Consider the following 13,929-nt stretch of genomic DNA (forward strand, 5'->3'; position numbering starts at 1 on the left):
TCACGCGAGTGCGCCGGGGGGCGGTCGTTGCCCGCCCCCCGGCGCGTGCGATCAGCTCTTCTGCGCGAGGCGCTTGTTGATCTCCGACTCGACCGCCTTGGCGGCCTCGGCCGGGGACTTACCGTTCAGAACCGCGGTCATGTAGCTCTTGATCGGGTTCGGCGCGTTCTCGACTGCGGCCCACTCGGGGATGAGCGGGGTGGTGCCGCCGGCGACGGCGGCCGGGGCTGCGGCCTCGGCGGCGCCGTTTCCGGTCAGGTTGGAGTTGAGCGACTCCTTGTTCGGGATGACGCCGTTCTCCTTGGCCAGCTGGCCCTCGAACTGGTCGGACAGGGAGAGCTTCAGGAACTCCTTGGCGAGGTCCTGCTTCTTGCTGCCCGCGGCGACCGCGAAGTTCGAGCCACCGAGGAAGACGCCCTCGGGCTTCTCGGCGGTCTCACCCGGGATGGTGAAGTAGCCGATGTCGCTCTCGATCTTCTTGTTGGCCGCGATGGCCGTGCCGGCCTCCCAGCCCATGCCGATGAAGGCACCGACGTTGCCCTTGGCGAAGACCTCGGCCTGCTGCGGGGTGGCCTCGTCCTTGTCCTTGGGAGCCTTGGAGTAGCCCTGGTACTTCTTGTAGAGCTCCATGGCCGCGGTGACCTTGGGGTCGGAGAGGTTGGAGACGTACTTGTCCCCCTCCTTCTTCACGAGGTCCGCGCCCTGGCCGATGGTCAGGCCGTCGAAGAAGTACCAGTTCTGGCCGGGCAGGTAGATCGGCTCGGCCTTGCCCTTCGCCTTGATGGCGTCCAGGTCCTTGAAGAACTCGTCCCGCGTCTTCGGGGTGTCCTTGATGCCGGCGTCGGCCCAGACCTTCTTGTTGTAGATGACGACGCGGTTGGCGAAGTACCACGGGGCGGCGTACTGCTTGCCGTCGAAGACCGAGGACTCGTTGAGCGCCTCGACCCAGTCGCCGCCGATCTCCTTCTTGAGGTCGCTCAGGTCGGAGAGGCCGCCCGTTGCCGCGTAGGCAGGGGTCTGGGTGTTACCGACCTCGATGACGTCCGGCGGGGTCGACTCCGAGAGAGCCGTCGTGATCTTCTGCTGAATGCCGTCCCACTTCTGGGTCTCGAACTTCAGCTTGGCACCGGTCTTCTTCTCGAAGGCGGCGGTCAGGTCCTTGGTCCAGCCGGGAGGCGTCGAGCCGTCCATGGCCCAGACAGTCAGCGTCTGCCCCTTGTAGCTGTCGGGACCGGTCTTCTTGCTGCTGCTGTCGGTCTTGTCGTCCGAGCCACAGGCAGTGGCACCTGCCAACAGAGCCACGACGCCAATGGCCGCGATGAGTCCGCGCTTCACGACACCCTCCTCAGGGCTGCAAGAGAATTCCCCCCATGACCCGAGAACGCCCTGCGTCGCACAATTGAAATGCGGCGGGTACTGCCCGTGGGGCTGGGACCTGGTCTTTAATGGTTTAGACCAGTACCGGGAGCTTGGCCTAGACCTTTAGGGGTGTCAAGGGTGTATAAGAAGTGCACTCGCGTCCGTTATAGGACCGACACCTGAGGGGGGGCAACGAGCCGTGACCGGACCGTGCCACCATGTGAGCCGCGACAGACGGAGGAGCCGGTGACGGCAGCAACGCAGCAGTCGGGAAGGCGGGCCATGGGCGCCGACGGGGGCAGTACGGAGAACGAGACGGGCTCGGGCGTGGGTACGCGCACCGCGCGCGTCCCGAAGTACTACCGGCTGAAGCGGCATCTGCTCGACATGACGGACACGATGCCGCCGGGCACCCCCGTGCCCCCGGAGCGGACCCTGGCCGCCGAGTTCGACACCTCGCGCACCACCGTGCGCCAGGCCCTCCAGGAACTGGTCGTCGAAGGCCGGCTGGAGCGCATTCAGGGGAAGGGCACCTTCGTCGCCAAGCCGAAGGTCTCGCAGGCCCTGCAGCTGACCTCGTACACCGAGGACATGCGCGCCCAGGGACTGGAACCGACGTCCCAGCTACTGGACATCGGCTACGTCACGGCCGACGACATGCTCGCCGGGCTCCTGGACATCAGCACGGGCGGCCGCGTGCTGCGCATCGAGCGGCTGCGTCTGGCGAGCGGTGAGCCGATGGCGATCGAGACCACCCACCTCTCGGCCAAACGCTTTCCCGCGCTGCGGCGTTCGCTGGTGAAGTACACGTCCCTCTACACGGCCCTGGCCGAGGTGTACGACGTACGGCTGGCCGAGGCCGAGGAGACCATCGAGACCTCCCTGGCCACCCCGCGCGAGGCCGGTCTGCTCGGTACGGACGTGGGCCTGCCGATGCTCATGCTGTCCCGGCACTCGCTGGACGGACAGGGCGAGCCGGTCGAATGGGTGCGCTCGGTCTACCGGGGCGACCGCTACAAGTTCGTGGCCCGCCTGAAGCGGCCGCTGGACTGATCCGTCCGCGTCACCGTTCTCCCGCACAGCCCTCGTGGAACCGTTCCCACGGGGGCTGTTCGCTGCCCTGTGAGCCTCCCGCCCGCCAATTGGCCTGGACCAACACCCCGACGTTTGAGGCCATTCCGACCAACTGTGCGATACCGAAGGACCGTTGTCGGACCGCAATGCGGACAGGGGGTGACGGTGGGCGGAACCCTCGCCTAGATTTCCTGCGCATTACACCAGGTGCTCAGCGAGGGGACGGGGTCGCCGCCATGCCGGAAGAACCAGAAGGAAAACCACCCACAGTCACACCCATGAGGGTGGTCATCGCCCTCTGTCTCATCGCGCCGTTCGTGGCGATGCTCTGGGTGAGTTCGTACGCCAAGGTCGATCCGACCTTCATCGGAATCCCGTTCTTCTACTGGTACCAGATGCTCTGGGTGCTGATCTCCACGGCGCTCACGATGCTCGCGTACAAGCTGTGGCAGCGTGACCAGCGCGCCCGCAAGGGGGGTGCGTCAGCATGAAGGACGGCGTGAACGGCGTCGCACTCGGCGTCTTCATCTTCTTCTTCCTGGCCGTCACGGTCGTCGGCTTCATGGCCGCCCGGTGGCGCAAGGCCGAGAACGAGGCCAGCCTCGACGAATGGGGGCTGGGCGGACGGTCGTTCGGCACCTGGGTCACCTGGTTCCTGCTCGGCGGCGACCTCTACACCGCGTACACCTTCGTCGCCGTTCCTGCGGCGATCTACGCGGCGGGCGCGGCCGGCTTCTTCGCGGTGCCCTACACCATCCTGGTGTACCCGCTGATCTTCACCTTCCTGCCGCGTCTGTGGTCGGTGTCGCACAAGCACGGCTACGTCACCACCTCGGACTTCGTCCGCGGCCGCTTCGGCTCCAAGGGGCTCTCGCTGGCGGTCGCCGTCACCGGCATCCTCGCCACGATGCCGTACATCGCGCTCCAACTCGTCGGCATCCAGGCGGTTCTGGATGTGATGGGCGTCGGCGGTGGCGAGAACACCCACTGGTTCATCAAGGACCTTCCGCTGCTGATCGCGTTCGCGGTACTCGCCGCGTACACGTACTCCTCCGGCCTGCGCGCCCCGGCGCTGATCGCGTTCGTCAAGGACGGCCTGATCTACCTGGTCATCGTCGTGGCGATCATCTACATCCCGATCAAGCTCGGCGGCTTCGACGACATCTTCGCCAAGGCGGGCGAGGCGTTCTCGGCGAAGAACGAGGCGGCCGGCAAACCGGTGGCCGGACTCGCGCCCGGAGCGGCGGGCCAGTGGGGTTACGCCACCCTGGCCCTGGGCTCGGCACTGGCGCTCTTCATGTACCCGCACTCGATCACGGCGACGCTCTCCAGCCGCAGCCGTGAGGTGATCCGCCGCAACACGACGATCCTGCCGCTGTACTCGCTGATGCTCGGCCTGCTCGCGCTGCTCGGCTTCATGGCGATCGCCGCCGGAGTCAAGGTGGACAACGGCCAGCTGGCGATCCCGCAGCTGTTCGAGAACATGTTCCCCGACTGGTTCGCGGGAGTCGCGTTCGCCGCCATCGGCATCGGCGCCCTGGTGCCCGCCGCGATCATGTCCATCGCCGCGGCGAACCTGTTCACCCGCAACATCTACAAGGACTTCCTGAAGCCCGACGCGACACCCGCGCAGGAGACCAAGGTCTCCAAGCTGGTGTCGCTGCTGGTGAAGGTCGGCGCGCTCGCCTTCGTCCTCACGATGGACAAGACGGTCGCGATCAACTTCCAGCTGCTCGGCGGAATCTGGATCCTCCAGACGATGCCGGCCCTGGTCGGCGGGCTGTTCACCCGGTGGTTCCACCGCTGGGCGCTCCTCGCGGGCTGGGCGGTCGGCATGATCTACGGAACGGCCGCCGCGTACGGGGTCGCCAGTCCGACCCAGAAGCACTTCGGCGGGTCCTCCAAGGAGATCCCCGGCCTCGGCGAGATCGGCTACATCGGCCTGACGGCCTTCGTGCTGAACGTCGTGGTGGTCGTCGTCCTCACGTTCGTCCTGAACGCCGTGAAGGCGCCCGCCGGGATCGACGAGACCTCCCCGGGCGACTACACCGCGGACTCGGGCGACCCGGGCGTGAAGACGGAGCTCCCGCCGGCCACCGCCGGCGCGCCGGGCGGCCACTGACCGCCACGCACGTGAACGGGCCGCCGCACGCCTCCTGGGAGGGGTGCGGCGGCCCGTTCACGCGGGCCGCGGAAATCGCTTGCGGCCACGGCCCGCCCGTACGGCAGACTTCCGCCCATGGACATAGCTATCCGGCCGGTCGAGCCCGCCGAGCACACGCTCCTCGGCGAGATCACCGCCGAGGCCTATCTCGGCGACGGGCTCCTGGACTACGGCGCCGACGATCCGTATCTGGTACAGCTGCGCGACGTACCCCGCCGGGCCGCCGAGGCCGAGGTGCTGGTGGCCGCCGACGCGCGGGGCCGCGTCCTGGGCGGGGTCACCTACGCCCGGCCGGGCAACCCGTGGGCCGACATCGCGGCCGCGGACGAGGCCGAGTTCCGGATGCTGGCGGTCTCCCGCGAGGCCCGTGGCGCCGGGGCCGGCGAGGCCCTCGTACGGGCCTGTATCGACCGCGCACGGGGCACCGCGGGGGTCACGGGGCTCGTCCTGTCGACGCAGCCGGCCATGCACGGAGCCCATAGGATCTACGGGCGCCTCGGCTTCGTACGGACGCCCGATAGGGACTGGAATCCCATCGCCGACCTCAAGCTGCTGACGTACCGTCTGGACCTCCGGCCCCTGCCGTAAGGGCGCACCAAGATCTCGTACGACACAACATGTGGGGGCTGCCGCATCCGGCAGCCCCCACATGTATGCTCGTGCTCGCTGTCGCCGCAGGGAAATCCGGTGCGAATCCGGAACTGTCCCGCAACGGTGTGTTCGGTGTGCTTTTGTGCACTCCCTAGTCCGAGGTCCTGCCGACAGCGCATCCGGCTCGACCGATCCGGATGCCCAGACGTCCGGGCCTCGTGGATGGGCCGGTGGACGCCGCACGGAGCGCTGCCCTGCCGGGTCCCGCTCCGCCCGGCTGCCCCCGCTCCCCGAAGGCCCCGAGCCGAGCGAGGGAGAGCACCGCGTGACCATCGCGCCAGCCGATCCGGTTTCAGCGGCCGAGTCCGAAGCAGCCGAGGCCGAAACGGTCCGGTCCGGCGGACCCGCGAAGGACGGGCCGGGAACCGCACTGCTGCGGACCCTGACCGACCTCACCGCCGATCTGCCCGACACCGACCCCGGACGCGTCGCCGCCGCCGCACTGCGCGGCCGCAACGCCCGGTCGGACGAGGCGGAGCTGCGCTCGCTGGCCACCGAGGCCGCCGCGGGCCTGATCTCCGAGGACCCCGCCTACTCCCGGCTCGCCGCCCGTCTCCTCACCCGCACCATCGCGGACGAGGCGGCCGGGCAGGGCGCGACGTCGTTCTCCGCATCGGTCGCCGTCGGGCACCGTGAGGGCCTGATCGCGGACCGCACGGCCGAGTTCGTGACGCTCCACGCGGCCGCCCTGGACGCGCTGGTCGGTCAGTCGCTCACTGCCGGCGCCGACGACCGCTTCGGCTACTTCGGCCTGCGCACCCTGCACAGCCGCTATCTGCTGCGCCACCCGCTCACCCGGCAGGTCATCGAGACGCCGCAGCACTTCATGCTGCGCGTCGCCTCCGGGCTCGCCGAGGACACCTCCGAGCGCGCCCTGGACGAGGTCGCCGCGCTGTACGGCCTGATGAGCCGGCTGGACTACCTGCCCTCCTCCCCCACCCTCTTCAACTCCGGTACCCGGCACCCGCAGATGTCCTCCTGCTATCTGCTGGACTCGCCGCTGGACGAGCTGGACTCGATCTACGACCGCTACCACCAGGTGGCGCGCCTCTCCAAGCACGCGGGCGGCATCGGCCTCTCGTACTCCCGCATCCGTGCCCGCGGTTCGCTGATCCGTGGCACCAACGGGCACTCCAACGGCATCGTCCCGTTCCTGAAGACGCTCGACGCCTCCGTCGCCGCGGTCAACCAGGGTGGCCGGCGCAAGGGTGCCGCCGCCGTCTACCTGGAGACGTGGCACGCGGACATCGAGGAGTTCCTGGAGCTGCGCGACAACACGGGCGAGGACCAGCGGCGTACGCACAACCTCAACCTGGCGCACTGGATCCCCGACGAGTTCATGCGCCGGGTGGACACGGACGGCACCTGGTCGCTGTTCTCCCCGGCCGACGTGCCCGAGCTGGTCGACCTGTGGGGCGACGAGTTCGACGCCGCCTACCGCGCGGCCGAGGCCAAGGGCCTGGCCCGCAAGACCATGCCGGCCCGTGAGCTCTACGGCCGCATGATGCGGACCCTCGCCCAGACCGGCCAGGGCTGGATGACGTTCAAGGACGCCTCCAACCGGACCGCGAACCAGACCGCCGAGCCGGGCCGGGTCGTGCACTCCTCGAACCTGTGCACCGAGATCCTCGAAGTCACAGACGACGGCGAGACGGCCGTCTGCAACCTCGGCTCGGTCAACCTCGGCGCGTTCGTCGCCGACGGCACGATCGACTGGGAGCGCCTGGACGCCACCGTGCGTACGGCCGTGACCTTCCTCGACCGGGTCGTGGACATCAACTTCTACCCGACCGAGCAGGCCGGCCGGTCCAACGCCCGCTGGCGTCCGGTGGGTCTGGGCGCGATGGGCCTCCAGGACGTCTTCTTCCAGCTGCGGCTGCCGTTCGACTCCCCCGAGGCCCGCGCCCTGTCGACGAAGATCTCCGAGCGGATCATGCTCGCGGCGTACGAGGCGTCCTGCGACCTCGCCGAGCGCTCGGGCCCGCTGCCCGCCTGGTCCGAGACGCGTGCCGCCCGCGGTGTGCTGCACCCGGACCACTACGACACCGAGCTGAACTGGCCGGAGCGCTGGGACGCCCTGCGCGCCCGGGTCGCGAGGACCGGTATGCGCAACTCGCTGCTCCTGGCCATCGCGCCGACGGCGACGATCGCCTCGATCGCGGGCGTGTACGAGTGCATCGAGCCGCAGGTCTCCAACCTCTTCAAGCGCGAGACGCTCAGCGGTGAGTTCCTCCAGGTCAACGCGTATCTGGTGGACGAGCTGAAGAAGCTCGGCGTGTGGGACGCGCGGACCCGTGAGGCGCTGCGCGAGGCGAGCGGCTCGGTGCAGGGCTTCGCCTGGATCCCCGAGGAGGTGCGGGCGTTGTACCGCACGGCGTGGGAGATCCCGCAGCGCGGACTCATCGACATGGCGGCGGCCCGTACGCCGTTCCTCGACCAGAGCCAGTCGCTGAACCTGTTCCTGGAGACGCCGACGATCGGCAAGCTCTCCTCGATGTACGCGTACGCCTGGAAGCAGGGGCTGAAGACGACGTACTACCTGCGCTCCCGCCCGGCGACCCGGATCGCCCGCGCGGCGTCCGCCGCCCCGATCCCCGAGCAGGCAGCCGCGCCCGACGCGGACGCGATCGCCTGCTCCCTGGAAAACCCCGAGTCCTGCGAGGCGTGCCAGTAATCATGCGTGACAAGAACCTTCTCGACCCGGGCTTCGAACTGACCCTGCGGCCGATGCGCTACCCGGACTTCTACGAGCGCTACCGGGACGCGATCAAGAACACCTGGCACGTGGAGGAGGTCGACCTCCACTCCGACGTGGCGGACCTCGCCAAGATGTCGCCCGCCGAGCAGCACATGATCGGCCGGCTGGTCGCGTTCTTCGCGACCGGTGACTCGATCGTCTCCAACAACCTCGTGCTGACCCTGTACAAGCACATCAACTCCCCCGAGGCGCGGCTGTACCTGTCGCGGCAGCTCTTCGAGGAGGCCGTGCACGTCCAGTTCTATCTGACGCTGCTCGACACCTATCTGCCCGATCCGGACGACCGGGCGGCCGCGTTCGACGCGGTCGAGGAGATCCCGTCGATCCGCGAGAAGGCGCAGTTCTGCTTCAAGTGGATGGACTCGGTCGAGAAGATCGACCGGCTGGAGACGAAGGCCGACCGCCGTCGCTTCCTGCTGAACCTGATCTGCTTCGCGGCGTGCATCGAGGGACTGTTCTTCTACGGCGCGTTCGCCTACGTGTACTGGTTCCGCTCGCGCGGACTGCTGCACGGCCTCGCCACGGGCACCAACTGGGTGTTCCGTGACGAGACGATGCACATGAACTTCGCGTTCGAGGTCGTGGACACGGTCCGCAAGGAGGAGCCGGAGCTCTTCGACGACGCCCTCCAGCAGCAGGTCACCGACATGCTGAAGGAGGCCGTCGAGGCGGAGCTGCAGTTCGGCCGTGACCTGTGCGGCGAGGGCCTGCCCGGCATGAACACCGAGTCGATGCGCCAGTACCTGGAGTGCGTCGCCGACCAGCGGCTCACCCGGCTGGGCTTCCCGACGGTGTACGGATCGGAGAACCCGTTCTCGTTCATGGAGCTCCAGGGCGTCCAGGAACTGACGAACTTCTTCGAGCGCCGCCCGTCCGCCTATCAGGTGGCCGTCGAGGGCACGGTCGGCTTCGACGACGACTTCTAGATCCGCGCCCAGGTTCTGACGTACGGACGCCGTGCGGCCCTCACCGGCTGCGCGGCGTCCGTCGTCTGCGGGGGTTCGGTACTCCGGGCCCGTTCCGCCTCCCGCAGCCGGCGGTCGATGCGGCGTTCGCGGGCGATGCCGACCAGCGCAGGCAGCAGGACGAGAGCGAAAACAGCGGATATGCCCAGGACGTTCTGGAATGTGTTCATGCCTCTACTGTCGTCGGTTCGCACCGATCCCGGCAGTGGCAGGACTGTCATAGAGCATCGAATTACTGCCACACTGAGCTCATGCTGAAGAATGTCGCCGCCCTGCTGCTCGACGAGGTCCACCCCTTCGAACTCGGCGTCCTGTGCGAGGTGTTCGGACTCGACCGCAGTGACGAAGGACTGCCGGTGCACGATTTCGCCGTGGTCTCCGCCGAGGGCCCGGTCCTGCAGACCCACGCCGGGTTCACCATCAGCACCCCCTACGGCCTCGACCGCCTGGAGGAGGCCGATCTCATCGCGGTCCCGGCCGGCAGCCACTTCATGGACCGGGAGTACCCCGAGGAGGTCCTGGAGGCGCTGCGCCGGGCCGTGGACCGCGACGCCCGGGTGCTGAGCGTCTGCTCGGGGGCGTACGTCCTCGGCGCGGCCGGCCTGCTGGACGGCCGGCGCTGCACCACGCACTGGCGCCACGCCGCCGAGCTGGCCCGCCGCTTCCCGCGGGCGGTCGTCGAGCCGGACGTGCTGTACGTGGACGACGGCGCGGTCATCACGTCGGCGGGCACGGCCGCGGGGATCGACGCGTGTCTGCACCTGGTCCGTCAGGCCTACGGGCCGGCCGCCGCCAACACCATCGCCCGCCGCATGGTGGTGCCGCCGCACCGCGACGGCGGGCAGGCGCAGTACATCCAGCGCCCGCTGCCCCGTACCCGCTGCGACACCGTCGGCGACACGCTCGCCTGGATGGAGCGCAACCTCGACCAGGAGATGACCGTCGAGCAGCTGGCCGCCCAGACACACATGTCACCCCGCACCTTCGCCCGCCGCTTCCAGCAGGAGACGGGCACCACGCCGTACCGCTGGCTGCTGCGCCAGCGGGTGCTGCTGGCGCAGCACCTCCTGGAGACATCCGATGAAACCATGGATACGATCGCCGGCCAGACAGGTTTCGGGAACGCCGCGGCGCTCCGCCATCAGTTCGTACGCTCCCTGGGCACCACGCCGAACGCGTACCGCCGGACCTTCCGCGGCCCGACCGAATTGACCGAAGTCGCCTGACGGTCCACGCACTGACATCGGATCATTCGTCCAACCGATTCCTTCACCTGTCCATGGACCCGGGCGCCGTCGGCGCGCCAGGGTCGGGCGCATGGACATCCGGATGACCAAACGAAGGACCATCGGCGCCGTGGTGGCCGCGCTCGCCGCCACTCTGCTGCCGTTGCAGAGCGCCTCGGCCGAGGACACAGCCGCCGCGGCACCGCCGCCCGAGGTGCTGCCCTCGCTCCGGCAGTGGCAGTCCGGTGAGGGGGAGTTCACCCTCACCGACCGGGCCAGGATCGTGCTGGACGGGGTGCGCGAGCAGCGCACCGCGGCCGACGCGGCGCGGTTCGCGGGCGAGCTGGCGGGGAAGGCCGCGGTGTCCCGGGGCAAGGCTCGTTCCGGCGACATCGTGCTGCGCCAGGACGCTTCGCTGAAGGGCACATTGGGCGCGGAGGGCTACCGCCTCGATGTCGGCGACCGCGTCACGGTCACCGCCGCGACGTCGACGGGCGTCTTCTACGGCTCGCGCACGGTGCTCCAGCTGCTGAACGACGACGGCCGGGCCGCTCGCGGTTCGGCGACCGATGTGCCCGCGTACCGCGAGCGCGGGGTCGGGGTCTGCGCCTGCTACATCAATGTCTCGCTCCCCTGGTTCGAGCGGCTGATGAAGGACATGGCCTCCCAGAAGCTCAACCAGCTCTGGATCGAGGCGAAGGTGAAGAGCGACACCGACCCGGAGTCGGCGTTCTGGGGCTACTACACCAAGCCGCAGGTCCGCGCCCTGGTCGCGATGGCGAAGAAGTACCACATCGACCTGGTACCGGAGATCAACTCCCCCGGCCACATGGACACGTACCTGGAGAACCATCCGGAGCTCCAGCTGAAGGACAAGGACGGCGTCGCCTCGCCGCCCCGGCTGGACATCTCGCAGCCCGAGGCGCTGGCGTACTACACCTCGATGGTGGACGAGGCCCTTGCGGTGTGGGACACCCGCACCTGGCACATGGGTGCCGACGAGTACATGATCGGGTCCTCGTACCCGAACTATCCGCAGCTGCAGACGGCCGCGACCGCGAAGTTCGGCGCCTCGGCCACTCCGGACGACCTTTTCGTCGACTTCATCAACCAGGTCAGCGCGCATGTGAAGGCCGACGGCCGGTCGCTGCGGATCTGGAACGACGGACTCGTCGGCCGCAACAGCGTCGTCCCGCTCGACCGCGACATCACCGTCGAGCACTGGCTGGGCGGCGGCGCCATCCAGCAGCCGTCCGCGCTGCTGGCCGAGGGCCGGCCGGTGATGAACTCCGCGTACGCCCTGTACCTGGTGCGCGGCGGCTTCACGATGCAGACCCAGAAGCTGTACGAGAGCGACTGGACGCCCCTGCGCTTCGAGGGGCAGACACTGCCGGCCACGGCGGCGAACCTGACCGGCGCGAAGATCAGCCTGTGGCCGGACAGTGCTGCGGCAGAGACCGAGAACGAGGTCGAGGCGAAGGTCTTCATGCCGCTGCGCTTCATCGCGCAGGCCACCTGGGGCGGCCCGAAGCCCAGTGAGACGTACGCCGGTTTCGAGACGCTGGCCCGCCGGATCGGGCACGCCCCCGGCTGGGACAACACCGACCGCACCCCGCTTGCCGACGGTACGTACCGGCTGACCGCGGGCGCGAAGGCGCTGGCGCCCGGTGCGGACGCCGGGGTCTCACTGGCCAGGGGCTCGAAGGCCGCCTGGACGCTGACGGCGACCACCGACGGGTACTACACCGTGAAGTCCGCGGACAGCGGCCTGTGCCTGGACGCGGTGCGTGGGAAGAAGTACCTGGGCGCTCCGCTGGAGGTGGGGGCCGAGCTGTCGCTCGGGACCTGCTCCGCGGGCACGCGCACCCAGCGCTGGCAGCTGGACGCCGGAGCGGGCGCCCTTGTCCTCCGTAACGCCGTCTCGCAGCTCCGGCTGACGGAGCGGTCCTCGGACGGCGCCGCGGTGCAGACGACGGGCGGGACGCGCCTGACGGCGAAGTCCGCCTGATCACACCTGTGGGGCCCGCCGGTGCGGCGGGCCCCACAGACGTGTCAGATTCCGCAGTTCGGCGCGGACCAGTAGTGGCTGGGGCCCTGGTTCACGTGGACGTGGTCGTTGTGGTCCGGGTAGCCCGGGCCGAGGATCCCGTTGAATCCGTGGTTACGGGCCTGCTGGGCCAGGGTGCAGAAGGCGATCCCGCCCAGGTCGGCCGCGTCGCCGTACAGATGCCGGCTGTTCGACGCCCCGCCGGCCGCACTGTTGCAGGACGTGGAGCGGAAGCCGCTGTTGACGGTGATGGGGCGGTCACCGAGCGCGTGGCGCAGCGCCTCCAGCTTCCACATGGTGCTCAGGGCGTTGGCCTTGGCCGTGCCCGCCGCGACGGCACCGCCCGCCCAGGTGCTGTTGCAGTGGTTGAGCTCGGCGTACGTGAAGTGGATCGGCGTGCAGTCGTTGTCCTGGAGCGCGTAGAGCTTGGACTGGGTGGCGGGGCCCGCGACGCCGTCGGCGGCCAGCCCGTAGGCGGCCTGGAAGCGCTTGACGGCAGCGGTGGTGGCGGGCCCGTAGGCGCCGTCGATGGCGAGTACGGAGTTGTATCCGGGGTATCCGGCCACGCGGATCTGGAGCTGGACGACATCGTTGCCGGAGGCGCCCGGGGCAAGGGTGCGGGTCCAGGTGTAACAGCCGTCGGCCTGTGCGGTGCCTGCGGTGACCACTGCCCCGCCCAAGGCGAAAGCCATGGTCATGACAAGACCGAGCAGGAGTCGTGCGGAACGTCTGAGCATGGGGGGCTCCCTATGCGGTGAAGGTGTGGAGCGACAGCCTGTCGGACGAGTCGACGCGCGTCAACTGTGCGCAGAAGAAGGCGAGTTGACGGTCATGGAAAGCGGCAGAGGCCCCGCCCCGGCGTACCGGGACAGGGCCCCTCGCAGCATGCGCGTTCCGGCCGGATCAGTCGTTCTGGACGATCTCGTAGCGGGGGGTGTTCTCCGCCATCTGGCGTAGCGCGTCCTTGCGGTCGCGCTTGGAGAGCCGGTCGATGTACAGGTAGCCGTACAGGTGGTCCGTCTCGTGCTGGAGACAGCGGGCGAAGTAGCCGTCGCCGCGCACCTTGACCGGGTTGCCCTTGGCGTCCTGGCCGCGCACCACCGCGTAGTCCGGGCGGGCCAGCGAGGCGTACGCCGTCGGGACCGAGAGGCAGCCCTCGTTGGAGTCGTCCAGGACGCGCTCCTCGGGCGCCAGCTCGTCGAGCACCGGGTTGCAGATGGCGCCCGTGTGCCGGACCCCGTCGTCGTCCGGGCAGTCGTAGACGAAGACCTTGAGGTCGACCCCGATCTGGTTGGCGGCCAGGCCCACGCCCTCCGCGGTCCGCTGGCTGGCGAACATGTCGTCGATCAGCTGGGCCAGCTCGTCGTCGAACGCGGTGACGTCCTTGCACTCCTTGTGCAGGACCGGATTGCCCACGACCGTGATCGGGCGGGAGGTGCCGCGCTCGCGGTGTGCCGCCTCACGCGCCTCACAGTCCTCGGTGTCGATGAGGAAACCTTCCTCGTCGACGCTGATCTGCTCGTCCGTCTCCTGCTGCGCCATGTCCGCCGTACGCCTTCCTCACAACCTGAACCCCGGGATCCGCGGCTCGCGAGAACCCGGGCACCCGAGCACCGGAATCGGTGCGCGTACAGCCTAACGACCTCCCGCGACGCCGCTGCCAATCGTGGATGAGGTCGTAAGGG

The 13,929-nt window shown here is 69.0% G+C and carries 12 protein-coding genes and 1 riboswitch; of the genes, 8 read left to right on the forward strand and 4 right to left on the reverse strand.

Translation table 11 applies throughout. The features are described from left to right. Window positions 1-51 precede the first annotated feature (51 nt). Complete coding sequence (locus tag ACIOEW_RS25050; RefSeq protein ID WP_401966065.1) at window positions 52-1,335, reverse strand: extracellular solute-binding protein; 1,284 nt, start codon at window positions 1,333-1,335, stop codon at window positions 52-54. Window positions 1,336-1,641: 306 nt separating this feature from the next. Here ACIOEW_RS25050 and ACIOEW_RS25055 point away from each other — a divergent pair, with 306 nt between their 5' ends. The 6 genes from ACIOEW_RS25055 to ACIOEW_RS25080 all read left to right on the forward strand — a co-directional run bounded on the left by ACIOEW_RS25055 (window position 1,642) and on the right by ACIOEW_RS25080 (window position 8,932). Then, window positions 1,642-2,412: a GntR family transcriptional regulator gene (locus ACIOEW_RS25055; protein ID WP_362545482.1), complete on the forward strand. Its 771-nt coding sequence runs from the start codon at window positions 1,642-1,644 to the stop codon at window positions 2,410-2,412. A gap of 257 nt (window positions 2,413-2,669) precedes the next feature. Next, complete coding sequence (locus ACIOEW_RS25060) at window positions 2,670-2,924, forward strand: DUF3311 domain-containing protein (RefSeq protein ID WP_350999774.1); 255 nt, start codon at window positions 2,670-2,672, stop codon at window positions 2,922-2,924. Beyond that, complete coding sequence (gene mctP, locus ACIOEW_RS25065) at window positions 2,921-4,555, forward strand: monocarboxylate uptake permease MctP (protein WP_401966068.1); 1,635 nt, start codon at window positions 2,921-2,923, stop codon at window positions 4,553-4,555. The genes ACIOEW_RS25060 and mctP overlap by 4 nt, the downstream gene beginning before the upstream one ends. Before the next feature lie 117 nt (window positions 4,556-4,672). Then, the gene (locus ACIOEW_RS25070; protein WP_401966071.1) at window positions 4,673-5,185 is read left to right on the forward strand and encodes a GNAT family N-acetyltransferase; all 513 of its coding nucleotides are present in this window, start codon (window positions 4,673-4,675) and stop codon (window positions 5,183-5,185) included. 52 nt (window positions 5,186-5,237) lie between these two features. Beyond that, a riboswitch (cobalamin riboswitch) is annotated at window positions 5,238-5,375 on the forward strand. Between the two features lie 138 nt (window positions 5,376-5,513). Then, window positions 5,514-7,922: a ribonucleoside-diphosphate reductase subunit alpha gene (locus ACIOEW_RS25075; RefSeq protein ID WP_401966074.1), complete on the forward strand. Its 2,409-nt coding sequence runs from the start codon at window positions 5,514-5,516 to the stop codon at window positions 7,920-7,922. Window positions 7,923-7,924: 2 nt separating this feature from the next. Further along, window positions 7,925-8,932 carry a ribonucleotide-diphosphate reductase subunit beta gene (locus ACIOEW_RS25080; protein WP_362545326.1) on the forward strand — a complete coding sequence of 336 codons (1,008 nt, stop codon included), beginning with the start codon at window positions 7,925-7,927 and terminating at the stop codon, window positions 8,930-8,932. Here ACIOEW_RS25080 and ACIOEW_RS25085 read toward each other — a convergent pair. Beyond that, the gene (locus tag ACIOEW_RS25085) at window positions 8,929-9,141 is read right to left on the reverse strand and encodes a hypothetical protein (RefSeq protein WP_362545329.1); all 213 of its coding nucleotides are present in this window, start codon (window positions 9,139-9,141) and stop codon (window positions 8,929-8,931) included. The genes ACIOEW_RS25080 and ACIOEW_RS25085 overlap by 4 nt on opposite strands. 81 nt (window positions 9,142-9,222) lie before the next feature. Here ACIOEW_RS25085 and ACIOEW_RS25090 point away from each other — a divergent pair, with 81 nt between their 5' ends. Both ACIOEW_RS25090 and ACIOEW_RS25095 read left to right on the forward strand, forming a co-directional pair. Beyond that, window positions 9,223-10,197 (forward strand): GlxA family transcriptional regulator, encoded by a 975-nt coding sequence (locus ACIOEW_RS25090; protein ID WP_401966078.1) that lies wholly within the window; start codon window positions 9,223-9,225, stop codon window positions 10,195-10,197. Window positions 10,198-10,300: 103 nt separating this feature from the next. Beyond that, window positions 10,301-12,205: a family 20 glycosylhydrolase gene (locus ACIOEW_RS25095; RefSeq protein WP_401966081.1), complete on the forward strand. Its 1,905-nt coding sequence runs from the start codon at window positions 10,301-10,303 to the stop codon at window positions 12,203-12,205. Window positions 12,206-12,249: 44 nt separating this feature from the next. Here the strand turns inward: ACIOEW_RS25095 and ACIOEW_RS25100 are convergent, their stop codons facing one another. Both ACIOEW_RS25100 and def read right to left on the reverse strand, forming a co-directional pair. Next, window positions 12,250-12,981 (reverse strand): D-Ala-D-Ala carboxypeptidase family metallohydrolase, encoded by a 732-nt coding sequence (locus tag ACIOEW_RS25100; protein ID WP_362545338.1) that lies wholly within the window; start codon window positions 12,979-12,981, stop codon window positions 12,250-12,252. A 166-nt stretch (window positions 12,982-13,147) separates the two neighbouring features. Continuing rightward, on the reverse strand, window positions 13,148-13,786 hold the full coding sequence (def, locus tag ACIOEW_RS25105) for a peptide deformylase (protein ID WP_362545341.1): 639 nt from the start codon (window positions 13,784-13,786) through the stop codon (window positions 13,148-13,150). Window positions 13,787-13,929: the final 143 nt, after the last annotated feature.

The organism is Streptomyces sp. NPDC087901 (assembly GCF_044742205.1).
Classification (GTDB): domain Bacteria; phylum Actinomycetota; class Actinomycetes; order Streptomycetales; family Streptomycetaceae; genus Streptomyces.